This window comes from Paenibacillus sp. GM1FR (assembly GCF_002803315.1).
GTDB lineage: Bacteria > Bacillota > Bacilli > Paenibacillales > Paenibacillaceae > Paenibacillus > Paenibacillus amylolyticus.
On record NZ_MKZL01000059.1, the window covers coordinates 305,298 to 327,831 of the forward strand.

33 protein-coding genes are annotated in these 22,534 nt (G+C 42.7%); 1 reads left to right on the forward strand and 32 read right to left on the reverse strand.

Annotated features, from left to right (window positions below; translation table 11 throughout):
- The first annotated feature begins 115 nt into the window (after positions 1-115).
- Positions 116-1,303, forward strand: coding sequence for a glycosyltransferase family 4 protein (locus PAEAM_RS27475; protein WP_243391479.1), 1,188 nt, complete (start codon positions 116-118; stop codon positions 1,301-1,303).
- Between the two features lie 300 nt (positions 1,304-1,603).
- Here PAEAM_RS27475 and PAEAM_RS27480 read toward each other — a convergent pair whose 3' ends face one another.
- From PAEAM_RS27480 to PAEAM_RS27630, 32 genes are all read right to left on the reverse strand, one after another.
- Positions 1,604-2,275, reverse strand: coding sequence for a DUF3298 and DUF4163 domain-containing protein (locus PAEAM_RS27480; protein WP_100529578.1), 672 nt, complete (start codon positions 2,273-2,275; stop codon positions 1,604-1,606).
- On the reverse strand, positions 2,275-2,841 hold the full coding sequence (locus PAEAM_RS27485) for an NUDIX domain-containing protein (protein ID WP_243391480.1): 567 nt from the start codon (positions 2,839-2,841) through the stop codon (positions 2,275-2,277). The genes PAEAM_RS27480 and PAEAM_RS27485 overlap by 1 nt, the downstream gene beginning before the upstream one ends.
- A gap of 16 nt (positions 2,842-2,857) precedes the next feature.
- The gene (locus PAEAM_RS27490) at positions 2,858-3,520 is read right to left on the reverse strand and encodes an HAD family hydrolase (RefSeq protein ID WP_100529580.1); all 663 of its coding nucleotides are present in this window, start codon (positions 3,518-3,520) and stop codon (positions 2,858-2,860) included.
- Positions 3,507-3,968: a GNAT family N-acetyltransferase gene (locus PAEAM_RS27495; RefSeq protein WP_100529581.1), complete on the reverse strand. Its 462-nt coding sequence runs from the start codon at positions 3,966-3,968 to the stop codon at positions 3,507-3,509. Before PAEAM_RS27495 ends, PAEAM_RS27490 begins: the two co-directional genes overlap by 14 nt.
- 94 nt (positions 3,969-4,062) lie before the next feature.
- Positions 4,063-4,233, reverse strand: coding sequence for a YHYH domain-containing protein (locus PAEAM_RS27500; protein WP_094030640.1), 171 nt, complete (start codon positions 4,231-4,233; stop codon positions 4,063-4,065).
- Between the two features lie 109 nt (positions 4,234-4,342).
- Complete coding sequence (locus PAEAM_RS27505) at positions 4,343-5,119, reverse strand: Cof-type HAD-IIB family hydrolase (protein WP_100529582.1); 777 nt, start codon at positions 5,117-5,119, stop codon at positions 4,343-4,345.
- A gap of 82 nt (positions 5,120-5,201) precedes the next feature.
- On the reverse strand, positions 5,202-6,755 hold the full coding sequence (locus PAEAM_RS27510) for a PH domain-containing protein (protein WP_243391481.1): 1,554 nt from the start codon (positions 6,753-6,755) through the stop codon (positions 5,202-5,204).
- 5 nt (positions 6,756-6,760) lie between these two features.
- The gene (locus PAEAM_RS27515) at positions 6,761-7,258 is read right to left on the reverse strand and encodes a PH domain-containing protein (RefSeq protein ID WP_100529584.1); all 498 of its coding nucleotides are present in this window, start codon (positions 7,256-7,258) and stop codon (positions 6,761-6,763) included.
- A gap of 245 nt (positions 7,259-7,503) precedes the next feature.
- Positions 7,504-7,950 carry a GNAT family N-acetyltransferase gene (locus tag PAEAM_RS27520; RefSeq protein WP_243391482.1) on the reverse strand — a complete coding sequence of 149 codons (447 nt, stop codon included), beginning with the start codon at positions 7,948-7,950 and terminating at the stop codon, positions 7,504-7,506.
- A 27-nt stretch (positions 7,951-7,977) separates the two neighbouring features.
- Positions 7,978-8,400, reverse strand: coding sequence for a YhfM domain-containing protein (locus tag PAEAM_RS27525; RefSeq protein ID WP_036669510.1), 423 nt, complete (start codon positions 8,398-8,400; stop codon positions 7,978-7,980).
- 103 nt (positions 8,401-8,503) lie between these two features.
- Positions 8,504-9,184, reverse strand: a complete 681-nt coding sequence (locus tag PAEAM_RS27530) for a zinc dependent phospholipase C family protein (RefSeq protein WP_100529585.1) — start codon at positions 9,182-9,184, stop codon at positions 8,504-8,506.
- Between the two features lie 135 nt (positions 9,185-9,319).
- A complete protein-coding gene (locus tag PAEAM_RS27535; protein WP_100529586.1) occupies positions 9,320-10,099 on the reverse strand; it encodes a hypothetical protein in 780 nt (259 codons plus the stop codon).
- Positions 10,100-10,207: 108 nt separating this feature from the next.
- Positions 10,208-10,351 carry a hypothetical protein gene (locus tag PAEAM_RS32015; RefSeq protein ID WP_165790066.1) on the reverse strand — a complete coding sequence of 48 codons (144 nt, stop codon included), beginning with the start codon at positions 10,349-10,351 and terminating at the stop codon, positions 10,208-10,210.
- 174 nt (positions 10,352-10,525) lie between these two features.
- Positions 10,526-10,969: an NUDIX hydrolase gene (locus PAEAM_RS27540; protein WP_430207702.1), complete on the reverse strand. Its 444-nt coding sequence runs from the start codon at positions 10,967-10,969 to the stop codon at positions 10,526-10,528.
- A 58-nt stretch (positions 10,970-11,027) separates the two neighbouring features.
- Positions 11,028-11,618, reverse strand: coding sequence for an HD domain-containing protein (locus tag PAEAM_RS27545; RefSeq protein WP_100529588.1), 591 nt, complete (start codon positions 11,616-11,618; stop codon positions 11,028-11,030).
- A gap of 31 nt (positions 11,619-11,649) precedes the next feature.
- Positions 11,650-12,489: a GNAT family N-acetyltransferase gene (locus PAEAM_RS27550; RefSeq protein WP_100529589.1), complete on the reverse strand. Its 840-nt coding sequence runs from the start codon at positions 12,487-12,489 to the stop codon at positions 11,650-11,652.
- Between the two features lie 53 nt (positions 12,490-12,542).
- A complete protein-coding gene (locus PAEAM_RS27555) occupies positions 12,543-13,562 on the reverse strand; it encodes a phosphotransferase (RefSeq protein ID WP_165790068.1) in 1,020 nt (339 codons plus the stop codon).
- A complete protein-coding gene (locus tag PAEAM_RS27560) occupies positions 13,525-13,977 on the reverse strand; it encodes a GNAT family N-acetyltransferase (protein ID WP_243391483.1) in 453 nt (150 codons plus the stop codon). The genes PAEAM_RS27555 and PAEAM_RS27560 overlap by 38 nt, the downstream gene beginning before the upstream one ends.
- Before the next feature lie 40 nt (positions 13,978-14,017).
- Entirely contained in the window at positions 14,018-14,911 is an 894-nt protein-coding gene (locus PAEAM_RS27565) for a PhzF family phenazine biosynthesis protein (protein WP_100529592.1), read from the reverse strand.
- The gene (locus PAEAM_RS27570; RefSeq protein ID WP_243391484.1) at positions 14,904-15,488 is read right to left on the reverse strand and encodes a Type 1 glutamine amidotransferase-like domain-containing protein; all 585 of its coding nucleotides are present in this window, start codon (positions 15,486-15,488) and stop codon (positions 14,904-14,906) included. The genes PAEAM_RS27565 and PAEAM_RS27570 overlap by 8 nt, the downstream gene beginning before the upstream one ends.
- 102 nt (positions 15,489-15,590) lie before the next feature.
- Complete coding sequence (locus PAEAM_RS27575) at positions 15,591-16,133, reverse strand: GNAT family N-acetyltransferase (RefSeq protein WP_100529593.1); 543 nt, start codon at positions 16,131-16,133, stop codon at positions 15,591-15,593.
- Positions 16,134-16,174: 41 nt separating this feature from the next.
- Positions 16,175-16,549: a hypothetical protein gene (locus PAEAM_RS27580; protein ID WP_100529594.1), complete on the reverse strand. Its 375-nt coding sequence runs from the start codon at positions 16,547-16,549 to the stop codon at positions 16,175-16,177.
- Complete coding sequence (locus PAEAM_RS27585) at positions 16,546-17,061, reverse strand: nucleoside deaminase (RefSeq protein WP_100529595.1); 516 nt, start codon at positions 17,059-17,061, stop codon at positions 16,546-16,548. Before PAEAM_RS27585 ends, PAEAM_RS27580 begins: the two co-directional genes overlap by 4 nt.
- A 22-nt stretch (positions 17,062-17,083) precedes the next feature.
- A complete protein-coding gene (locus tag PAEAM_RS27590; RefSeq protein WP_243391485.1) occupies positions 17,084-17,689 on the reverse strand; it encodes a histidine phosphatase family protein in 606 nt (201 codons plus the stop codon).
- A gap of 200 nt (positions 17,690-17,889) precedes the next feature.
- A complete protein-coding gene (locus PAEAM_RS27595; RefSeq protein ID WP_100529596.1) occupies positions 17,890-18,315 on the reverse strand; it encodes a YcxB family protein in 426 nt (141 codons plus the stop codon).
- Between the two features lie 135 nt (positions 18,316-18,450).
- Positions 18,451-19,293 carry a P-loop NTPase family protein gene (locus tag PAEAM_RS27600; RefSeq protein WP_243391486.1) on the reverse strand — a complete coding sequence of 281 codons (843 nt, stop codon included), beginning with the start codon at positions 19,291-19,293 and terminating at the stop codon, positions 18,451-18,453.
- Between the two features lie 63 nt (positions 19,294-19,356).
- Positions 19,357-19,866, reverse strand: coding sequence for a hypothetical protein (locus PAEAM_RS27605; protein WP_100529598.1), 510 nt, complete (start codon positions 19,864-19,866; stop codon positions 19,357-19,359).
- A 276-nt stretch (positions 19,867-20,142) separates the two neighbouring features.
- Entirely contained in the window at positions 20,143-20,490 is a 348-nt protein-coding gene (locus PAEAM_RS27610) for a hypothetical protein (RefSeq protein WP_100529599.1), read from the reverse strand.
- 5 nt (positions 20,491-20,495) lie between these two features.
- Positions 20,496-20,888 carry a hypothetical protein gene (locus tag PAEAM_RS27615; protein WP_100529600.1) on the reverse strand — a complete coding sequence of 131 codons (393 nt, stop codon included), beginning with the start codon at positions 20,886-20,888 and terminating at the stop codon, positions 20,496-20,498.
- 33 nt (positions 20,889-20,921) lie between these two features.
- Entirely contained in the window at positions 20,922-21,320 is a 399-nt protein-coding gene (locus PAEAM_RS27620; RefSeq protein WP_100529601.1) for a hypothetical protein, read from the reverse strand.
- 176 nt (positions 21,321-21,496) lie between these two features.
- Positions 21,497-21,997, reverse strand: a complete 501-nt coding sequence (locus PAEAM_RS27625) for a hypothetical protein (RefSeq protein WP_100529602.1) — start codon at positions 21,995-21,997, stop codon at positions 21,497-21,499.
- 25 nt (positions 21,998-22,022) lie between these two features.
- Positions 22,023-22,526 carry a DUF4188 domain-containing protein gene (locus PAEAM_RS27630; protein WP_076252614.1) on the reverse strand — a complete coding sequence of 168 codons (504 nt, stop codon included), beginning with the start codon at positions 22,524-22,526 and terminating at the stop codon, positions 22,023-22,025.
- Between the last annotated feature and the right edge of the window lie 8 nt (positions 22,527-22,534).

The window sequence follows — 22,534 nt, forward strand, 5'->3', positions numbered from 1 at the left end:
GCTATATAAGTTGAACTTATGGAAGTTGGTATAGTATACCCTTTAACAAATTTACAGGGAATATCGTCAAGTTAACGTGCACTTGACCTCTGGAAAATGTTCCGCTGTTATGATCTTGGCATCACGAGTCTTGGGAGGGGTAATGATGCGCCTGGCCTTGTTCACAGACACCTATCTTCCGGAAACCAATGGTGTTGCTGGCACGCTCCACCGCTTGAGTAACCATCTGAACCGCAGAAGAATTGAACATCTGCTGTTTACTCCGAACTCCGTCATTGAAGGAAGCCATGAGACTCAAGTCCGATCGGTTGCCAACATCCCTTTTTTTCTGTATCCCGAATGCCGCATTGCTCTACCCAACAGAGCAGACACGCACAAGCAGCTACAAACCTTTCAACCCGATCTGCTGCATATCGCCACGCCTTTTAATATGGGGCTGCTTGGTCTGAGGTATGCGCTCAAACACCGTCTTCCGCATGTTGTCTCCTACCATACCCACTTCGATCGTTATCTCGAATACTACCGGTTGAAAAGTATGATTCCTCTCTACTGGAAATATATCCAGTGGTTCCACCGTGCCTGTGATGCAACCCTAACTCCATCGCAGGAAACGTTAAACACCCTGCAAACCCAAGGCATTCAGCGTCTGAAACTTTGGTCTCGCGGGATTGATTGCAACCTGTACTCACCTGATAAACGCAGCTCGGATATCCGTGAACGATACCACATCACCGCTCCCCTTATTTTACTCTACGTTGGACGCATTGCCCCGGAAAAAGATATCGCTACACTCATGACTACCATGCAGCAGCTGCCCCCGGAAATGCAGTCCCGTGTTCACTGGATTATCGTTGGCGACGGCCCATCTCTCCCCAAAATGCGTCTGCAATCCCCACCGAATGTCACCTTTACAGGCTATATGCATGGCGAAGAACTTGCTGTTATGTATGCTTCGGCAGATCTGTTTGTGTTTCCTTCCTCTACGGAGACATTTGGCAATGTGGTACTGGAAGCGATGGCTTCAGGACTCCCTGTGGTGGCTGCCAATGCTGGAGGTGTAAAGGATCTGATATCCCCTCACCGCAATGGTGTGTTATTCGAGCCAGGTCAGGCTGATGCACTGATTCGGGAGATATGTCTCTGGGGAAATCACGTGAACCAATTGAGGATGATGGGACTGGAAGGCAGAAAGCTGGCTGAGCAGCGGTCGTGGGAGCATATTTTTGATACACTGATCGGGGATTATGAGGAGGCTATAGAACATCGGAATAGACAAACGAAAGATCGAATTATTACAGCGTAGTTTTATGAAATCATCTTCTTCCAACAACCCATAACCACCGCCTCTGCCCTATGCTAAATTAAACCGGTTCGCTCGTTCAGGCTGCCATAGCATTTACACTCTGCTACGGTCAGCCTGAAACATGTTTCCAATACGTTTCATAACAAAACCTCCTTCTTGGAATGGGTTAAGCTATTTATTCCGTATGTAGAAACATAGAAGCCGAAGTTATTGAAATTATTTAGAGTATTTTGAATGATTGTATAAATAGAAAAAGACATGACCTCATTGAACTGGATCATGCCTTTTATTGCAAAAACTCTATTGGTTGAATTTACTGAATGGGACTTTGATATCTACAAACCCTTTAGCGTAGGGTGCAACCTCATAAGGGTGGAATCGGATGACAATTCCTTTGTCATATAAAAAGAATTCAGATGTTTGATCAAGCTGAAAATCATAAATATTTTCTTCAAAAATAGAAACTCCTGCATTATACATGGCTAATAGACTGTTGGAGATTGATTTCTCTACTTTCTCCATTTGAGTATCGTCTTTGACATACTCGCTTAGCTTCAGTTCTTTCCCCGTTCTTAGTTCATAGTTATATGATTTTGTCGCATCCATTCCATGTGCTCCGCCAGTGTATACGTGATCTTCATATACCACAGATAACTTTTCTTTTGCATTGTATTTTACACTGGCCATGGTGATGTAGAAATATTTTTTGTTTGATTTCTTTTCTTCTTTGTCCAGGCGAGCTGCTTTCACTGCGTGGAGTTTAAATGTCTTGTTCAGTTTATCCGTCACAGATTTATTTCCACCTGTTAGATGTATGTATGGCTGTCCTTTATAATATTGGACCTTCGTTTTCACTGTAATCGTGCTGCCTGCCTCTACATGACTACTCGGAAGAATTATAGCAATCAGTACAGTGATCAACAGGTAATTTATCCATCTCAATTTTTTTCTTTCCATTCTATATTTCAACATTATCGATTAACCCCCTTTGGCTCAAATGATATCGTTTCCTGCATTCTGTTCCATATTACCTGTGGAGTACCCTTAAGGTCTGTTCCGCTCTGAACGTTGCCAATCCAGATGTCTTCTGCGCCCGGATGTTGTAAATAGTGCCTGAGCGTTGCTTTGATCAGAATAGACGAATGTAAGTCCAACACCTCATCCAGTGATATCCAGAATAACTCGCCTTCATCCGAGGGCACAAAATGTCGATGCGTGGTCTCTCCGAAATATACAAACTGCTGCCAAATTTCACCACCGTTAACCTCCAACAGAATATACCGAAGCCGAAAGTGTTCGACATCCTCTTGCGTGAACCCGGTCTCTTCTTCAATCTCCCGATAGCTGGCGCTCATGGGTACGTTCAGTTCTCCTTGTTCCAGATGTCCGCCAATCCCACCCCAGAATTCAAAATCAAACAATCTGCTACCCGCCTTCTTCATCATCAGCATGTCTGAGCCATTGCTCAAAAACGCTGTAGCCATCTGTCTAATCTCCATATGTTCCTCGCTTTCCAGACTGTGATTATAGGAATTCAATTTATATAACCGTCTTCTAAAGCAGTTTCTTCAGCTCACTTAGATGCTCAATCGTATGTAAAGGACCCGACGTAATGCTGTCCTGCCACGGCTGGTTGACCTTGATCCAGATGGTGCTCATACCTACGCTTGCTGCTCCCTCAATATCGTTCACGGGATGATCGCCAATGTAAATGCATTGCTCTGGTCTTAGACCGAAATGATCGAGCGCAAGCTGAAATATCCGTGGATCGGGCTTTTTGACTCCAGCCTCCTCTGAAACAATAATATGGTCGTAATCCTCCCGGATACCGAGTTGATCGATCTTCCCATACTGAATATCGGTCTGCCCATTGGTAATTAACCCGGTTCGATATTTCCCCCGAAGATGCTGAACGACTTCTCGCGCCTGTTCCATCAGAACTGAACTTCGCACATACTCTCTGCCATAGAACTCCATCAGTTCTGCATGTGGTGGATGCTCTGCCCAGGGCAGTTCATGCAACAACTCGTTGAACAGAAAGGGTTTGTCCTTATAACCATCCTGGTCGAGTTCAATAATTCGTTTGCTTATATCTTCGGTTGACTCAAGGTGACCAAAATAAGTTTTAATCAAACTCTGCGTGAAGCCGTCAAAGGTCATTGTTCTGTTCAGAATTGTATTGTCCAAATCAAAAATAACGGCTTTAATATGATCCATCTTCCTTCTCCCCCAATTCCAGTACATGCGTTATCTTCTCCATACTCGTCACTTCTCTAAATCCCAAGTCGCGATAAAAAAATACAGCAACCGGTTGATCTGTGTACAGAACCAGTCGAGCGTAATGTTTTTCCGCTTTATGAATAACCGTATCCATCAGCCTGCGCCCAATCCCATGTCTTCGAAACTCTCTCATCACATAAAGCCTGCGAATTCTTCCGGTATCAATCATTTCAGAATAAGGATCTCTGTTCAAACCGCAAATCCCAACCACCTTATCGTGCATTCTGCATTCAAAAAGCGCTTCATCTTCTTGCTCGAATGTATTGATTCCTGTCTCATATTCATGGATTAATCGCTCGATATGTCTGAACCCCTCACTGGAGCTTTCGGCCAGCATCGCCACTAAATCGTCATGATTCCATACCGATATCTTCTGTATCCGCATGGTGTAACCGCCTCCATCATTTTAAATCAATGGTACACATGCAAACCCAACCATACATTGAATGATGGCCGGGTTTATCTTGTACAGCTCATTCTCATTTTTTCTTTTTGTGATAGTGATAACCCGTGCACAGACCCTTTTGTTTGGATTTGGCTGAACAGTTATGTCCACCGTTCTTATCCAGTCTGCCTGGATGAGCATAAGCGGAAGAGGATACACCAACAAGTACGACAAGAGACAGGATTACGATAACAACCTTTTTCATAAGTCACCCTTTGATAAACACCCTATGCTTTAGGGCTTAATACGTGCTATATCATTCTACATGAAAATCCACAATTTGGATATACTTCATCTTTTTAGCCGATCCATTCTCATAAAATCTTAAATTGCTTCAATGCATGGGTGACCCCATCTTCACTTGCCCCCAGGGTGACATAATCAGCGCTTTGTTTAATCCGTTCTCCGCCATTTCCCATCGCAATTCCGATTCCCGCATACACTAGCAAATCCACATCATTCTCCCCATCGCCAAAGGCCATTGTATCCTCTCTGGATATCTTCAGGTAGTCGAGAACTTTCTCTGCGGCTATAGATTTGCTGACTTCGCTCGCTTCCAGCACATTCACTACATACGGATGGAATCTCACGAATCGTAAGGAAGGAAATCTGGATTGGAATTTCTCCGTCTCCGCTTCATCCGCATATAAGCAAATGCAATATACGTCCTGTTCCAACGTGCTGATTTTCTGTGGGGAATCCATAAGTCCAAGCGTATCTCTTAAAGCGTCAGTAACACGACCATCTGTTGTACACAACCCGTTCGTCTCAAATGACTCTGTAAAATATGAAATACTGTGCCCATGCAACTCGGCAAACTCACTGAATGCTCTAACCATCTGTGCTGAAAGTACAGACTTATGTATCACTTCATCACCTGCTTTGATCAATGCCCCATTAGCCGAAATGATTGTATCGATTCCGAGATTTCTGAATTCTTCGCATAAATTATAGGGCCTGCCTGTGACGAGTACGACTTGAACGCCTTTACGAATCAACTCCCGGATCGACTCAGCTGTACGCGGTGATAAACTCCGATCTATTTCGCTCAGCAATGTACCGTCCACATCAAAAAACACAGCTTTCATCAAATAGTTCTTCCTCCTCTGTCTTCAATTAAAAAGAGCAAGCACAGAATAACCTGATGTGGTCTTCCTGCTCTTGCTCTTGCAATTAACGGGTCTGAACATCTTGGGTACGACCCATGTACCACGATTGAAATGATTTCGCCGTATCCAGGGAAATGTCATGTGCCCGATGATGCAGTACTGGTTTGGCACGGTTTACGGTATGAATGGAAGCCACACCGAACCAACGCTGTAACACATTACGGGTGATCTGCACTTCGATGACTTTCTCACGTTTGGAGATGAAAAGTGTTGACGTGAGCGCACCGGTTCGAAGTTGAATGAAATTCTGATGCAGAATGTATCGGGTATGGAAAAAGTCCATCACTCTGCATGTTGCAATCCACACGAGCAGAATCGCGGAAATCATCCACCATGCATGTTTCTGCCCAAACACCAATGGTTTGAAGTACCACAATAAACCCGTAATTATGATCCATCCCCAACTTGGTTTGAGCAGGCGCAGCCATAGTGATATTCGTGGAAGTTTTTCCATCTCTTGCGTAACCCGATAGGATGGCAGGATTTCCTCAAGTAGGGTATAGGCTTGCTTCACAGGCAAGAAGGGATAGAGCGAGTTCACTTCCTGCTCGGATTCTCCCAGACTACCTGCAGTGGTCAGTTCTACTTCCGCCAGTCCAAGCAGCCTTTTCATTGGCGACTGTGTAATTTTCACGGCTTGGACTCGCTCTTTCAGGATTGAAAATGACGTTTGCTCCATCATGCCCTTCGAGATATAGATCCGTTTGGCATCCGAGGTGATCTGGAAATTGCCATACTTTACGAAGGTTCTGACTATGCCCAGAGCAATAGATATAATCAATAAAACTAAAATCATCAAACCGGCAATCCACCAGGAATCAAGCCAGGTTAATAACAAACTCTCCGTTACTTCTTCATCAGGGAAGAAGTCCTTCACCCAGGAATAGAGCGTAGCCAAGACCGGAATCAGTACGAGAAAGCTGAGCGAGGTAAAGGATGCTTTGAATATGTCCTTGCGGGTGGAATGATAATGAACAACCCGTTCCTGTTTTTCTTTTGCAGGTAGAGACATGACTTCATCCGTTATAACAGGTTCGGATTGCGCCTCTCCCTCTTCCATAACCTGAACTGCATCCAACGTATCATGTTCCTCTGTTGCTCCTACTGTTACTGCTTCTTCAGCCATATGACCTGCTACAATCTTCTCCAGCTGTTCCGCTTCGGAAAGTGAAACAACGTGTAACTGAAAGGTAGCATCTTCTCCCTTAATTCCGGTCTCGAATCGAATCGACGTCACCCTGAATAACCGATGAAACAACGTTGTATGACGATTCACATTCTGGACCTTCGTATAAGGTATCGTTCTTCGAGTACGGTTAAACACACCACTATAGATATGAAAGGCTGTATCGTCTGCTGCATAACGCGAGGTGAACCACTTCAGGATAATGGACAGGATACTAATGGAGACACCTACATAAAAAGCGATTCTTCCATAGAATATCCATTGGGACTCCGAGCCCTGACGGAAAACAAACAAAAAAAGGACGATGGCGAACCAATTCTTTACCTGTTTCCACAAGCTCCACAGCATGGTTAATGGATGATGTCGCTTCATATCGATCATTCATCCACCTCATTAATCCGCGCATAGGACGCAATCTGATGACGGAGTGCAAGCGCGACTTCCTCTGGCAATGCGGGGATTTCATGCGATGAACCCATCGTGCCAACCGATACGGAATAGAGTCCATATTTTCGCATTAAAGGTCCCTGATTTGTTGTAACCGATTGCACTTTCGCCATGGGGATGATCTGATGTACCTTGGTTAGCGCCCCACGCTTCAGTTGCAGGAACTCCTCATTCACATCATAGTACCAATGCTTGTATAACCATGACGGCTGGATGAAAATATCCCACACCGCATAAAGCACCGATATGGCCGTAACGCCCCACAAAACCCAACCAATCCACGTCTTCCATCCATAGATGGAGTCGAGTATTAACAGTACGGCAAGGATCAGGAAACCTATTGCATTCCATATGATGGCGCTAATTCTCCACAGGTTTACCGCATGAGGGGACAGCCGTTGCTTGGGTGTATTCCACTGTATTGACATATGTTCACTCCTTTTTTCCTCGGGTACATAAAAACACACATGATACAATGTACGAACAATCGTTCACGATCGATGCAAAAAGATAAAGAGATGACCCCTATACAATACAGGTCGTCATCTCTTTTGTTCATTCATTTTACTATAAAATCCTGTACTTCACACAGCCAAACCATATGATCTGTTCCTTCGCCCCAATAGTTGTTCGCCACCACATAGGGTTCACCGAATTTGCGTTGCCACTTCTTCTATGCGATCTGGTAACCGCTATCCAGACAGAATTGCTGAATTCCCAGCCGTTGCAGTTCAGTAACCAGTGCAAGAATGAGCGCCGAACCAACTCCCTGTCCTTGAACCTCGGGCAACACATACAGGCTACCCAGTTCTCCGATACGGTTCAGCCGGCCCTCTGTACATTCTCGAATCTCCTTACCACACGGTCCATACGAGATTGTGCCTACAATAACATCCCCCATTTTAGCAGCGAGGAAAAACACACTTGCTTTGATGTTGTCCTTTGCTTGCAATGCCTTGTGAATCATCGCTTTTTTGTGTGTTATCTCATCCTGAATATCATCCAGAAGCGAGCCTATTCCCTCCTGATCAAATGCTGCGGGAATGGTTGTCTCGAACACCTGATACGCTCCATCTGCATCTGATTGCGTCAAAGGTTCAATGGTAATTTTGTCATCCACAGGTTCTTCTCCGTCCCATATACCTTCTTAATCTATACGTCGCTGAATCAGTCTTCTTAGTTGATTCGCATCCTCAAGAGGAATGCTATATCCAGTATGCGTGTCTTCCTCGTTTACTAACAAGCCTTGCATCTTGGGATCCATTCCTAGTGAAAAATCATACCGTGTTATCGAGCTGTCCGCATTTGTTATGCTCATCTTGTACTGCGTACCATAATCAATAATACCCGGCATACGCTCTGCCTTATGTATGGCCTCCATCATGATTCGAATCTCGTCAGATCGATCAAACACAACATCTTGGCATGGTTCCAAGGCAAGGTTGGGATTACACGTTAAAGTGATCAGTACAGGAAGCCCTTCTTCCGCGTTCGATTCATTCGGTTTGCTACACCCTGCAATGAACGTGGCAATGACGACTATGAGCAACACTCCTACATATCTCACCATACCTGCGTGCCTCCCTGACTTAGTATTAAATAAACTAGTAATGAGTAGAGAAGTAATAAATACAGTATATAATGAATAACTCAACTGCACTAACTATCTATATTCATATCAAGTTACGTAACTCCGGGTCCCATGAAGACAACATAGAGATCAGTCGCTCTACGGTCTCTTCCACAAATACTTGAACTCTCTCACCCGTGATGAACTCAGGAGTAATTCCCGGTTCTTCCCCATTAAGAAAAGAAAACGTGTGGTCCCGCCAGCGTACAATCTCATCAGCAGTTAAACGATCCGTCATGTCATAACCCGGTGAGCTGTTGAGCACCTGCCATACCTCTTCGCTCCACCTTGAACCTTGATAGAGATTGAAATCGATCTGGTCCGTCTCCTGATAATATAAACGCGCTAGTTCATCCTTCGATCTGCTACTGCCTGTATGTTGATCTACCTTGTTGACCCGTTCCACGAATTCGGGATGCACACTACGGAACCAGTAATAGTCTGTCAGCACATGCATAAAGTATCCTCGCACAAACCACTTCCATCCTTCATCGGTAAGTTGTTGCATATAGAATGAGTAGAGATCCCTCAGTTCACCAATGTGATCTCCATCATCTTTCGGGTTAAAATGGGTGTATTCCTTATCATCTCTAGTTGTACCTTCGCGCATATGTATGGAATCCGGGGCGATATTCCCCAGATAGAATGAACCTCGATCAGCCTGCATTTGTAGCGAGTCTGCAATTCGATTAGCAATATTGAGATGAACCATAGGTAACGGCATAGAGATGATCTCCTTTTATTGGGAAGTATTCTACTATACTTAGGAAAAGAAACGATATAACCTACTAGGTAACATACAGATGGCTAGATTAGTAAGACTTCACTCTGCTCCAGCTTTTTCACCGTAGATGCGTGATTAACCCTGTATTCTCTCCACTTGCGTCCGGTCAAACAGCTGCTCCAGATCCGTATGGTACTCCGGGTGCTCCTTCACAAGCAGGCTAATATATTCCGATCCACACTCATAGAACATCAAGCGGTTAAACGGGGCTGTGTCTCCCATATGATTGCTCTCCTGTCCAAATTTTGCCCGAATCAGATTCTCAATATAACGCGCGTAACCTTCGTTCCACTCCAACCAGCTCCAGTACTCGGCTTGTTCTTCATTTAATGAAGTAAATAACGCCTTTCTAGCTGTGTGTACTTTTGTCAGGTCTTTACTCTTCAAAGCAGACAACAATGAGTTAATCCGTTCCACAACGACTTCATCTTCATACGGAAACTCATAATCCAGTTCCCATGTCACGCGCTTCAATTGCGTCATTTTATGTTTAATCTGAAGACGATTTACGATCCGTTCATCATATTTCTCATATACATAACAATGAACATATTCGTGGAAAAGATAAACTTTCTGCTCCAGATCTTTGAACGCTGCATCCGTTACGATCGCACACATTCGTTCATCCATATGATGCACCGGCATTGCGGCAAGGCATTCATCTGGAATATATAAATCGTCCGGTACCGTCTTTATCCACTCATATTGCTGTGTCTTGGACGAATAATCATAGATATATAATAAAGCTTCATAGGCTACAACCACTGGATAATGTTCTGCAAATAAAGGATGTATGCTAACCAAGTCTTTTTGAAGCTCGTTTAACTTGTTAATTTGCTCTAAAAAAGCTTCCATGTTATTAACCCTCTCTTTACTCTAATGATGCGTTAATCATACTAGAATAGGAAAGATAAAACACTGAGAGAAAAATGATAATTCTGTTCGAGTATGAGATGGTGAACGTTAGAAGCGCTCTCCGCGTTTCTCATACAGGTAGATATCCAGTGCCTGAATCCCGCGTCGGGCAAGTTTAATAAACAGGATCAGCGCATACACACCCAGTCCGTACAACAACACATTAATCAACATTAGAAATATCGTAATCATAATTGTTATTCCTCCTATGAACCTATTAAACTACCACTCCCTATTCTAGCATATTTTTCCTCAGTTAACTTTTTGGGTAGATGTGAGAGTCGCTTAGCGTGCTTATTGGTTGAAAAACGAAAAAATCTCCCAGACCCGTATGTTAAAGGTGGAAGATTTTTTTTCCGGATACAGCTAGTTAGTTCTAATATATCCTGCCTTCTTCAACACATATTCCGTAAACGGATTGATCTCAGGGATCGGCTGATTCAGATCAAAATATCGGAGTTCCAGCCCTTCATTATCCATAATGGTTGGGCTGCCCTTGATGCCTGAAGCTTCATAAACAGCCATGACGTTGTAAACTTCATCACCATGTGGGTACTGATAGTACATGTCCTCACCTGAAAAAACGCTAATGAGTTTGTACGATTCCGCTCTCAGTCCGGCTTCTTCATACAATTCCCTCGCAGCCGCTTCCTCCAAAGACTCCCCGGGTTCCATCGATCCCCCAAGTGTCCCCCAATCCAAGCTATCTGTACGTTTTTGCAGCAGTAGGTGACCTTCCTCATTGAACACGAGTACACATGAGCCCGTCATAATTAAAGGACGCGGGCCTACCAATTTTCTCAGCTCCATGATATATCCCATAGATGCTTCTCCCCCATCTTCAAAGTGCATACGCGAAAACATATCCTTATGATTTGGTCAAGATTCCCTGATCCACGGATTTCTGAATAAGCTGCTGCGCATACTCCCACAATGTTTCAGAACCATTTGCAATCTCACGGTTTCTGTTTATCACCTGTTCACTTGTAATGTTATATTTCTGCCACGTATCTCCCTCATTCTGATGATTGTGTATCAGAGGCTGCAACCGATCTAGAGATGAAGCAAATTGTGCTTCAGGAGTCTGCTTTGCTTCAAACTCTAACCATAATTGGAGTAGTTCTTCAGCCTGTTCCTTAGGCAACATACCAAACAGCCGATGAGCCGCTTGGAGTTCACGATTATATTTATCCGTATTCCCCACCGTATCGTAGGCAAATGTATCTCCCGCATCGATCTCAACCAGATCATGAACGAGAAGCATCTTAATGACTTTGAGGATATCCACATCCTTGTTGGCATGACTCTGTAAAACCAAAGCCATCATCGCCAGATGCCAGGAATGCTCCGCATCATTTTCAAGTCTCTCACCATGCATAATTCTTGTCTTTCGTTCAATCGTTTTAAGTTTATCAATCTCAATGAGAAATTGAATTTGATCCTGTAATGATTCGCTCACAGCACATCCTCCTTCATTATCCGATACCCATCTACGTGGATAGATCATACCAGTAAACTCTATAGTTAAAATCCAGTGACATGCCCACACCCTGTGCCAGACGAATTGAGCCCGTATTGTCCGGTGAACAATCCCAATACGGATGTATGCCTACACGTCTGCATTCTTCTACAAAAGCTTTTGCCACCATCGCACCATAATTTCTTCTTCTGTAGAGTTCAACCGTTTCAATATCAACCGCATGTGTCTGATCTGCGATAAATGCCGAAAGGCAAACACTCGCGATATCATCGTTATGCACTGCAATATAGCCACAGCCATGTTGTAAAAAATCATCTATTGTCGTCCAAAAGTGAGAGATTTTATCTTTCAGGAATAGAGAATTGTTATATCTTTTCTCTCCTAATAGTACTTCATCTATCCTGAGAATTTTGACTTTCTCGTCCTGTGAAGCACATATGTCGAGAGGTACTTGCTGACTTATCGAATTTGGATTCAACTTGAATACATGCTGAATATCACTGGAGATCTCTCTTTTCCCGGAGATGTGCTGAAGAACATCTTCCCAGGCTTCGTCCACCACACCAATTTCAACAGCATGCATATGTAAGTTCAATAACTCAGGTTCAATACGTTCCCGCATGTACTCTTTCAATTCATTCAGAAAGGGTTCACTTCGAGAATCTCCGATCAACTGAAAACCAGATTGTCCATGTATCCAAATTAGAGCTGCTGTGATATTCTCTGCATCATCTACATAGATCCGTCCCGGGTTCAAGCCAGACGCCACCGCTTTGACTTCAATATTCTGACATGAGTCCGTGAGATGTTTTACTTTGTGGAAATCATGTTTATTAATCTCGGTAATCATAGGTTCATTCCTCCTATAACGACAGCTCAGGAATTATTACATCAAGCGTGTAATCAAACCAAGTATATATTAAGCAACTCTTGAATCCTAAGATTATGCTTTTCCAGCCAATTCATGTTCCTCTCAAACTGTTCAATCATAAATGTGAAGTTGTGTTCAATCGTTGCTCCGGCATAATACTGACCAATATAAAAATGAAGTACTGATATATAATAGATTTTTGTAAGTAAAGGGAGATAACCGGACTCAAGCACTGAATGCTTGCGTTCACGACCATACCCCTGAATAAAGGACTCAATCATTTCCATTGATCCTTGGGATTCCTGAACCACATGGTTAAAGCTAATTGTGAATTCCATAAACGTAGCATCCATACCAATAAAATCAAAATCCAGTACACCAGTGATCTCCTCATTCTGAGTCAGCAAATTATAAATCAACAAATCATGATGAACCAACTGTTGTGGTAATATCTCTAACTGCAGATTAGAACTCTTAATTTCTGTGATCATTTTCTGATAAAAGGTAACCTTTGAAACTGATAATTCAAAAGGTAGATTTTTATAAAAAACTTTAATCGATTGACGATTAGCTAACGGATGAATTTCGTACACTTTAGTAAATGAAATTCCCCTGTAAACTTGCTTGCCTATTGGGAACCCTTGCATTCGTGTCGAAAACTCACCCACCAGCTGCCCAAACTTCTTAGATTTTTCTACGCTAGACAATTGGGGTACAGTACCTTCTAGGAAGGTAGTAATAGCCGCAAGCGTCCCGTCTTCTAATGATAAAAAGTGTTGGCCATCTATAGCACTATGAAAGAGCGGGATCTGAAACGAAGAATGAGTGTTTTCAAGGAAAGCTGTCACTTTACATTCCAGTTCAATACCATCGATCGTTTTGAGATGTCTGTTATAGATACGAACGATAAACCTCTGTTCTTGTATTTCAAGGATTTTGGTTGTATTCGTCAAGCCAAATGGAACGGCTCTCAAGGTATACTCGATATCTTCGAAATAATTAGAAATGATTTCATCAAATCTTATATTCATAGATTCTCGTCTCTTCATCATCAAGCAGATATCCTTTACCAATATAGGCCCAGTTATTTTTTTCATAATAATCAGTCAGATCAGTACACAAATACAGCTTGTCGTACCCTTTTGCTTTCACCTCATTCATCGCATGGGTCTGAAGTTGTCCACCCAGATTCTGGCCCCGATATTCTGGATCAACATGAAGACACGCAAACCAGGGAAAAAGATCCTGCCTGCTATTCAGATCGCTTCGCAACAAAGCGTACCCACCGATAATTCGGTCTCCGTCCAACATCACATAAAATCTTGGTACATCACTCTCTGTATCCACAGAACGCTCTATACAATCCCGATAGAAATGGAAGCTTGATTCCGAGCCCCATTGTTTCCAGAAATACTGTACTGCTTCTTGCAGCACGTCCGGCTTCTGCCGGATATCAAAAATTTGCAAAATGTTAATCTCCCTTCACGCTTTTTGCTTCCGTATAGGATCAAATGTCCAATTCAACGTTCAGTTCACGCACAAAAACAGCTGTCCCCTTCATTCTGACATCCATATCCTCACCATCCCGAATCACACTCACTTGAACCTTTCCATCTCTACCAATCTCATGCCCTTGCTCTACCACAAACTGTACCTCATCAATCTCTGGTTTCACATAGGTTAAATAATAAGCACCCATCACCCCGGAGGCTGTTCCAGTCACTGGATCTTCCGTAGTACCAGAGTAAGGTGATGAAAAATGTCTGGCATTCATCATCGCATCGAAATCACGGGTTTCGAAACAAAAGGGATGCAGGGAAGCTTTGGGATTCTCAATTAAAATTCCTGGGAACAGGGAAGAATCCGGTTTCATTTTCATAAAGGAGTTCAGTTCACGAATCGGGATTAATAACGTCCAGGCTCCTGTACTTCCATAAACAATTGGCGTAGAAAGGTCAACATCATCCAGAGTAAGATTGATGGCGCTTACCAACTTCTCGATATCCCCCTGGAACGGTATAAACTGCGGCTGATCCTGTTTCATTTCCATGTAAATGGTGTCGGCATTGCGCTCAAATCGTATGGGTAATGTACCTACATTGGTTTCAATCGTGATTAACTCTTTGTCACTCAACATCCCACGCGTCTTCAATCCATACAGTGATGCCATTGTCGCATGACCACACAGATTAATCTCATGACCCGGCGTAAAATAACGTAATCTGACGTCAGCTACTTCAGAGTTCAGCACAAATACCGTTTCATTAAAGCCAACCTTATAAGCGATCTGCTGCATCTCCGTCTCATTTAAATGATCCGCATCAAAAACCACTCCTGCCGGGTTACCTTGACTGGGAACGGTAGAGAAAGCATCATAATGATAGACAGTAACCTCACTCATGATCAGACCCACTCTCTCTGTAATTTACGAGACGCACATGTCCATATAACTCTACGCTTTCACCATCCACTACAAGCCCACCACCATCTTGGCACGCATAAACCGCCGTACGATTAACGCGCGTATACTCTCTTAATAAATTCAGGGTATCTTCCGAACCGTCCCAATGAGGTGCAAACTCAAAATCAACGAGTCCCAGTGCTTGCATATCTTTCAGATCTACATTGTTTTCATCAGCATCTTCCCCATATCCAGCTATCTCGATCGTAGGTGTCGTCAAAATACTTCCTGCGCTGACCCCGATCAGAATGCCGCCACTCTTCACATAGGAACGCAGCAAACCAAGCACATTTCTCTTCTGTAATAAACTTAGAAAATAAAACGTATTTCCGCCGGATAGATGAATCGCATCACATTCGAAAATAGCGCCAAATGTGCTCTCCTCATACTCCAGATCAAGATCATAATATTGAATGTTATCTATTCCTATTTGATTATAGTAACGTCTAGTGTGTTCAAAATACTTCCGCTCCGGGTCGGAGCACGAAGGGAATATATCCGATGGAAGGCTGTTCACTGTTGAATAAGCTTCGTATTCTCTGATCCAATTTATCGTTAGATTTGAATATCAAATCACTTAGCAGAACCAACGTAGTCATCTTATTTCCTCCCGTACCTATTAGACTGATTTAAACTCTCTATCCAAAATCGAGAAAAAATACTGATCTGTCCACTGATTGTTCCACCATAGTTCTTCCTGGTAGACGGCCTCCCGTGTCATACCCACATGCTGCATCAGTGCTGCTGAGCGAACGTTTTGTGAATTACACATGCCGACGACCTTATGAGCTTGTAACTCTTGGAACGCAAATTGCAACAAAAGACGTGTAGCCTCGCTCCCATATCCGTTGCCTGCGTATTCTGAAAGCACACCGTATCCAAGTTCCCAGCTTTTTCGGTAATCCACATAACTCCACATCTGAACTATACCAATGGGGGTATCTTCCGGATCATTTATGCGGCGTATAACGAAATCATAGGCATATGGTTTCTCATCTGCGAGAGCAAAATGACTACGATATTTCTCACGGACCTTTTCCTCATCCGTCTCAACGGTCTCTTCAAAACTCCATATGCTTGTATCACATTCAAGTTGACATATGAAGTCGAGGTCCTGCTCTGTGACTGATGTTATTTTAATTTTCTGTCCCAAGAATTCCATGTGGATTCATCTCCTTTGGATTACGCAACGTCCCCATAGGACTACTGCATTTGCCCATTAATATATCTTCTGTGACTTGCAGATGCTTCCTGAACCCACAAATCCAACTCCACTCTACTAACAAAAAATTCATCCTGAACCTTAATGAACGGAAACATTCTCCCATCAAAGAAACCTGACACAGTAAAACTCCCTTGCTCAGCCTTAATAATACTCATCACTTGTTCTTCAGTCATACTCAGATACTCGGCAGTTTCTTGAATCGTCATTAATGCTTTATCAATAGGTACTTCTTGCTCTGCTGCCTGAGTCAGTTCACTATTTCTCTCCTGAGTCGTTAGCAATATACAGCCAATAATAAACGAGATACCTAAAATGACACTGGATAAGAGTATAGAGAACGGAATAGATTTCATTGTTTAGGAATCTCCCATTCTGTATTAAGCAAACCTCTACCAATATTCCATTTGGCGAGCAAAGCTCTCTGTCTGTTTTCCAGATCAAGGTAGGGTGCTGCAACACAGGATAACGTGTCAAACATATGAATAAAATGAGGTCCTTCCTTGAAACGTCGAAGCCCGCCATACTCTTCATCATCCGCTGCCCATACAATCTTTTTAATACCCGACATTAATATGGTGCACGAACACATGGGACAAGGTTCACAGGTAGTATAGAGCGTCAGTTCTTTCTTCTTCGTGAATCTCTTCTTGTCTACATCCAGCAAATGTTTTCCTGCCCGACGAATGGCATCCACCTCAGCATGTGCGGTGGGGTCGCAATCCGAGAAGACTCGGTTCCTGCCTTTACTCACGACAATCCCATCCACATCCACGATTATTGCACCAATCGGATACGTTCCTTCAGTAAGTGATTGTTCTGCTTCTTCCAGAGCCAAAGTTAGATAATCATAATCTGATAAATTCATTAGAAAGTCCCCCTTAGTACAGCTATAGACCACTTACAAAACAGACGCCTTGTGTAATGTGTAGTAGATGAGTTTGACGGGATCTCCTTAGATCGTTAAACGTTCCGGATTGTGTACCTTTTTCTCCGAGTAAAATCCTGTAGTTCGATATCGTACCATCATGTGAAATGATAAACGTATTGCCGCCCTGTTGCCTGCACCATTCAAGAAGCTGTTCAGCTAATATCTTGAACCGATGTGCATCCATCTGATTAATACTTTCCTCCCAACAATCCAAACCCAAATCAAGCATTCTTATGTCAGTATACTGATGGCTGAGTTCTTCCTTTGAATAGATCTGATCACAGACGAAAGGAACAAACTCTGGATTCTGAGGAAACATTCTTGGGCCAACCAGTGGGCTGAAGAACACAAGATTTTTGTTAGGGGTTAGGAGTTGTGCTGTTTCAATAGTACGTTTCGTTGGACTAATCAAAATGACGTCTTCAGGCGCAAAAACCACTTGTTTACGCAACGCTATGACTTGACTTTTCCCCAATTCAGTGAGGCCAGGATGCTGACAATTTAATTGGCCTGGGTAATCCATCAAGTGTTCGCCATGACCATGACGAATAAATGTAATGTCCATAGGCACCTATCCCTCAATATAATATTGGATGAACTTCACGTCATTAAGGTTACTCGATACCTGCCACACGGAAGTTAAATTTGTTGTGATTTGGTTAATACGATATATTATTGTTATCTGCAGTCCGTTATGTATTATGATGAGCAGTTTTCATATATGTTCTGACCTGTTCTGCAAACTGAACTGCTTCCGCCTCCGTTTCAAAAGATCGTTTTCGGAATCACATGCGCACTTGCTTTATTAATGAAAATAAAGAAATAATTTTTTGTCTCATTAAAGCTCTCCAAACCTTTCCACTGCGTTGCACCTGAAGTCATTTCATTGCTCCAGCGAATCTCCTGCTCTGAGATTTCAAGCTGATGATCACCCAGTATCCCTTTGCTCTCACGTGCCAATTTCTTAATTTTCCTTTTGGTTCTTATGTAAGTCATAACATTGACAAATGTACTGCAGAGCAGCGCAGCAATAATGGCTTGTACCCATGAAAAATCCAGTTGTCTAAATATGATGGCCATGGCCACAGGCAGCACACATACAGCAATCAGCATACCTTTCCCATAAAGTTTAAACATCGCAAATTTGTTCATTTCCCAGTAATCTTCTTCTGTCAGCTTAATATGCATCATGTTTTCTTTTTTCCTCCACTCGTTATAATCTATCGAATTATTCTTCCATTCATCTCCGACTTCGTTTACAAGTTCAAATAACCTATTTCCATGTTGTTTTGTTCACCTGCTCTCGATGTTCTTAGCTTCGTAAGCTTACTCCAGAATCTTTTCTAGTTTACGCTTACAAACCTCGCGGTCATATTCCGAATTATCCAGCCATACCTTATCCATTTGAAGTAACCCATAGATTTCGGACTCCAGCTTCTTTCTTTCCTGCAAAACTTGTACCGTACCCTCAACACCCTGATAACCCTGTGCCTGCCCCAAACCCTGGTTCGTATAATAATTAATGAATCCCTCTGACCATTCTTTTGGTCTTTCACTAACCGCCTTATCAAATGTATAGGATATATCTTTCTGGTCGATATAGATGAGAAGCGGGTTCAGAGCATGAATGATTCGCCCCAGTTCCAATACATACTGCACGTTTTGCTCTTTGGATTGATTGCATTTTACGAGACCCATGGTTAGTGGATTCTGGATAAAACAACATTCAAATATCGTGATGCAGTCATCATTCGTGCTTAACACGTTTTGGGCGAAATCTTGCCACTTCTCGGTGATCAGCTTAACATTTTGCTCAAAAGGAATTTCGTAAATATCTCGTCTGAAAATATCCTGTACAATGTGATCAGGAAGCTCTATTCCCCATTGCTCTTTCATCTTACGGTATGGAATCAGGAAGCCTTGATCATAGGCAATCGCATTGCTTTCCAGAACCTCTCTGTAATCTTCATGCGTGCCCAATAAAGCCTCGAAGTCTCCTGCATAATAAAAAGATACGCCCTCGTAATCAGCAGGGTGATCCAGGTTCCCTTCTTGAAATAGTTGTACCTCTTTGCCTTGTCCTATCAAAATTTCGGATACCATTTTGGCAACCGTTGATTTGCCTGAACCCGGTAACCCTTCAATGAGTATTAATCGCCTATCCATCATTACATCATCCTTTAGGTTGTATAAAATTTTCAGCTCCATGATCAAGACAGTGTTCTACTGTGCTTAATCAATGTCTGCAAAAATCCATTGCGCGTTATCGCCATCTTCTTTCTTTTTCCAAAACACCATCGTATTGCTATACTCTTCGTCGTTCTCATTTATCTCATTAACTATCACCACTGCCTGATAGAGTTTCCTTTGCTCCTGTATAGTGATATCGCTCATGGAAGTAACCTTGAGAACTTTGTATCTTCCCATACCTAATATAGGAGATTCAGGATCAATCAAACTCATATATGCTATTTCATCCTTTTCGTATAAATAACGTATACGGGCATTCATAAGTTTGACGATTTCCAATTTGTCACCGGTATAGTTTGTTTCATCGAGATACTCTGGTGGGATGTCTTCCTTCTCATGGGATGTCAATATTTCTTCATCCTGTTGTGTCTCTTTTGCTGTGACACTTTGAGCCAAGGAATCTATTGATTGTTGTGCATCTTCAGTGTTTTCCTGGTTCTGACAGGCCACCAGAAGTAGAAATAATACTGAAACTACGGTTAACTTTTTCATAATCAGCCCTCCATTTAGTCATGGATAACACTCCCCTGGTAAAGACCTTAAATGACTTTTATTTAAAATAGAGACTTCCTATGTATGTAAAATTTTCTCTCAAGGTACATCATAACCCATAATGTGGAATTTGCGAATAAACGAAGTAAACCATCTCTGTTTCTATCGCATTTCGCGCAAAAAACCACGCTTCTCTGCACGAGTTACATCATGCAAAGCGCGTGGTTAACAGCAGAACTTTCACTCAACTTTTGTAACTGTCCACAATCAATCTACCTATCTATCAAATAACATATTTATTATGCCGACCGCTTCAATCTGGATCTCTTTTTCTTCATTATCCGAGAAAAGGTAACTATATGTTGAAAATATTCCCATATGCAGTATATGTCCACCTTTATAATGAAGCGTCTTTTCTTCACCGTCGATCGTCTGCGTAAACGTCCTGCCTTCATTCACATCATACGAAGAATGGATGTTATGTTCAGTTGCAAGCCATGCGACAAAATCTTCTTCGTTTGGATTGGTCATGAGTAGAATAACGAACAGAACAACAAGCACAACAATGCCCGTTCTTAGTCCTGCGCCCTTCTTGCCACCATGCTGTGTGTTTTCACCCTTCATCCCGTTCACCCCGTTTCTTGAACAGTAATCTCTACGTTTTTCGCCAAAACCCAACCACTCAATCCATACGAGGATGAGATCACCATGTACTTGTATTTCTCCTCGATCAGCCGGATTTGCAATTCGTCATAGGAATCATAACTGACAGGCCACCCCTGACCCATCCCCGATTCTAACAACTCGCGATTATAAGGGATAAAATGCTCTATTTCCCACTCATCCAGATCCAAAATAATGCTGCCATGCAGCGGTGTATCAAACGCATGGGCCATTACACCAGAGAATAAAACATCCATATTTTTCGACACATCATGACTTGAACGAGTACGCATCCTGATCCTTTTGTTCTCTAAATCAACTTCGTAGCTTAATATGATGTTGTCATGCAAACTTGGCATAGCCCCCCTCCTTCCATACCTTATAAATCCGAATCAAACACCATAATATTGTTTATAGTGTGAGACCCATTCCGCGTTGGAGAAGTCAACAAAGTCATACGGCTCGCACTGTTTAAGGTAAAGCAACTCCTTGTGCACCTGTTCCCCGTCCATATTTTCCAGATAAAATAAAGTCTGCTCATGTCCCGCACCACATAATAACTGCACATCAATATAACTGCCCGTATCCTGATTCTTTCGTTTGGCTTTCCAGATCAGCGTGGTGTCCTCCACATTTCCAATACAGAATAACATGATGCACAACAGTCTCAGAACCTCGTTATCCTCTGACTTCCGGTTCTCAATCTCTTGCTGAAGCAGCTGTCGGATGGCCTCCCGGTGTACCTCATCAGGTTCCACCCCGTACAACTGCAACAGTTCTTCCTCGTTCATATTTGTTCCCCTTACCTACTTGAGAATGTTGTTTAACTCTTCCGCTTTTTTCCTGCTATCCATTCTAGCATAAAAATAAAAAGCGATGACGTGCAGCACAAGTTTTCTTCACGTACATAATAAAAAAACTACTCACTCATGAGTAGCCCCTTACGAATCCATACATCCATATAACCTTACTCAATCTCCAGATACATCTCCTGATTTTGCAGAATTATCTCGTTCATGTGTGTAATAGCTGCTTGTGCCACGATTTGATAGGTCGCATATAATGCCTCTGTTCTCTGGAGCAGGATTGAGTCCTTCTCCAGATCTGTTGCCAGCACCTCACGCCACTCTTCACCCACTTTATTTTTGTCCGTAATGAGACTTTCAATCTGTTCAAGTACATTAACCATCTCATCTATACGAAAAAAACGCATCCCATTTTTAATTCCATTCCAACTCTTGATCTCAATGATGTTATATGCCGAAAACCAATAAAATTCTGCCAGACTTTTCGTGTGATTGTGATAGGAATAGAACAGAAATAAAGCTTGTTGCCCTTCGTGTAACATTCGGTATATCTCTGTTTTGGCTGCCATATCTCTGCCCCGTACCGAAACAAGCATTGGTTCAATACACAGCCAGCTAAGTTGCTTTGAATATATATCTTCTGGTCGAAGTTTAGCCTTCATAACATGCCCCTTTCTTTTTACCTATTTAAGGATTCTCTGGTACTTCCACGGCCGGGTCATTCTCTCCGCCCATTCTGCGTCTGGATGTCTCCATTTTCCCTGTCGAAGGCACATGGTCAGAAGCTTTAGCTAATCCGAATTTGGGCATGTTGGCGTATATGGTCTCGAAGGAACCCGACTGAGCCTTGTATGTTTCATGATATATCCCTACTGTTCCGTCAGTACCAATGGATCGGTTGAATTTTTTCCAAGCTTCCAAGTGTAATCCGCCTCGTGCGTATTTCTCCAATTCATCGTAAGAGCGCCAGTATTGTAGTAGCGTCACCCCACGCCAACTTATAAAATACTCTGTACTCAGAAATCCAGTCTCCGGATTCATATACAGTTCTTTAATCATCGGTCCCATGGACTTAAAGACAGGCAACCATTTGTGTATAGCCCACAGACGATTGATCCTCATTCCGATGATAAAAACAACAAATTCTCCCTCAATCTGAGCGGAGTATCTTCCCTTATGTATGTTCACCATGTCACCCC

Excerpts from the sequence above, each read along its gene's own strand:
- PAEAM_RS27480 (WP_100529578.1), bottom strand. The coding sequence starts at position 2,275 with ATGTTGAAATATAGAATGGAAAGAAAAAAATTGAGATGGATAAATTAC.
- PAEAM_RS27490 (WP_100529580.1), bottom strand. The coding sequence starts at position 3,520 with ATGGATCATATTAAAGCCGTTATTTTTGATTTGGACAATACAATTCTG.
- PAEAM_RS27495 (WP_100529581.1), bottom strand. The coding sequence starts at position 3,968 with ATGCGGATACAGAAGATATCGGTATGGAATCATGACGATTTAGTGGCG.
- PAEAM_RS27500 (WP_094030640.1), bottom strand. The coding sequence starts at position 4,233 with ATGAAAAAGGTTGTTATCGTAATCCTGTCTCTTGTCGTACTTGTTGGT.
- PAEAM_RS27510 (WP_243391481.1), bottom strand. The coding sequence starts at position 6,755 with ATGAAGCGACATCATCCATTAACCATGCTGTGGAGCTTGTGGAAACAG.
- PAEAM_RS27515 (WP_100529584.1), bottom strand. The coding sequence starts at position 7,258 with ATGTCAATACAGTGGAATACACCCAAGCAACGGCTGTCCCCTCATGCG.
- PAEAM_RS27525 (WP_036669510.1), bottom strand. The coding sequence starts at position 8,400 with ATGGTGAGATATGTAGGAGTGTTGCTCATAGTCGTCATTGCCACGTTC.
- PAEAM_RS27530 (WP_100529585.1), bottom strand. The coding sequence starts at position 9,184 with ATGCCGTTACCTATGGTTCATCTCAATATTGCTAATCGAATTGCAGAC.
- PAEAM_RS27535 (WP_100529586.1), bottom strand. The coding sequence starts at position 10,099 with ATGGAAGCTTTTTTAGAGCAAATTAACAAGTTAAACGAGCTTCAAAAA.
- PAEAM_RS32015 (WP_165790066.1), bottom strand. The coding sequence starts at position 10,351 with ATGATTACGATATTTCTAATGTTGATTAATGTGTTGTTGTACGGACTG.
- PAEAM_RS27540 (WP_430207702.1), bottom strand. The coding sequence starts at position 10,969 with ATGGAGCTGAGAAAATTGGTAGGCCCGCGTCCTTTAATTATGACGGGC.
- PAEAM_RS27550 (WP_100529589.1), bottom strand. The coding sequence starts at position 12,489 with ATGATTACCGAGATTAATAAACATGATTTCCACAAAGTAAAACATCTC.
- PAEAM_RS27555 (WP_165790068.1), bottom strand. The coding sequence starts at position 13,562 with ATGATGAAGAGACGAGAATCTATGAATATAAGATTTGATGAAATCATT.
- PAEAM_RS27565 (WP_100529592.1), bottom strand. The coding sequence starts at position 14,911 with ATGAGTGAGGTTACTGTCTATCATTATGATGCTTTCTCTACCGTTCCC.
- PAEAM_RS27575 (WP_100529593.1), bottom strand. The coding sequence starts at position 16,133 with ATGGAATTCTTGGGACAGAAAATTAAAATAACATCAGTCACAGAGCAG.
- PAEAM_RS27580 (WP_100529594.1), bottom strand. The coding sequence starts at position 16,549 with ATGAAATCTATTCCGTTCTCTATACTCTTATCCAGTGTCATTTTAGGT.
- PAEAM_RS27585 (WP_100529595.1), bottom strand. The coding sequence starts at position 17,061 with ATGAATTTATCAGATTATGATTATCTAACTTTGGCTCTGGAAGAAGCA.
- PAEAM_RS27590 (WP_243391485.1), bottom strand. The coding sequence starts at position 17,689 with ATGGACATTACATTTATTCGTCATGGTCATGGCGAACACTTGATGGAT.
- PAEAM_RS27595 (WP_100529596.1), bottom strand. The coding sequence starts at position 18,315 with ATGATGCATATTAAGCTGACAGAAGAAGATTACTGGGAAATGAACAAA.
- PAEAM_RS27600 (WP_243391486.1), bottom strand. The coding sequence starts at position 19,293 with ATGATGGATAGGCGATTAATACTCATTGAAGGGTTACCGGGTTCAGGC.
- PAEAM_RS27605 (WP_100529598.1), bottom strand. The coding sequence starts at position 19,866 with ATGAAAAAGTTAACCGTAGTTTCAGTATTATTTCTACTTCTGGTGGCC.
- PAEAM_RS27610 (WP_100529599.1), bottom strand. The coding sequence starts at position 20,490 with ATGAAGGGTGAAAACACACAGCATGGTGGCAAGAAGGGCGCAGGACTA.
- PAEAM_RS27615 (WP_100529600.1), bottom strand. The coding sequence starts at position 20,888 with ATGCCAAGTTTGCATGACAACATCATATTAAGCTACGAAGTTGATTTA.
- PAEAM_RS27620 (WP_100529601.1), bottom strand. The coding sequence starts at position 21,320 with ATGAACGAGGAAGAACTGTTGCAGTTGTACGGGGTGGAACCTGATGAG.
- PAEAM_RS27625 (WP_100529602.1), bottom strand. The coding sequence starts at position 21,997 with ATGAAGGCTAAACTTCGACCAGAAGATATATATTCAAAGCAACTTAGC.
- PAEAM_RS27630 (WP_076252614.1), bottom strand. The coding sequence starts at position 22,526 with ATGGTGAACATACATAAGGGAAGATACTCCGCTCAGATTGAGGGAGAA.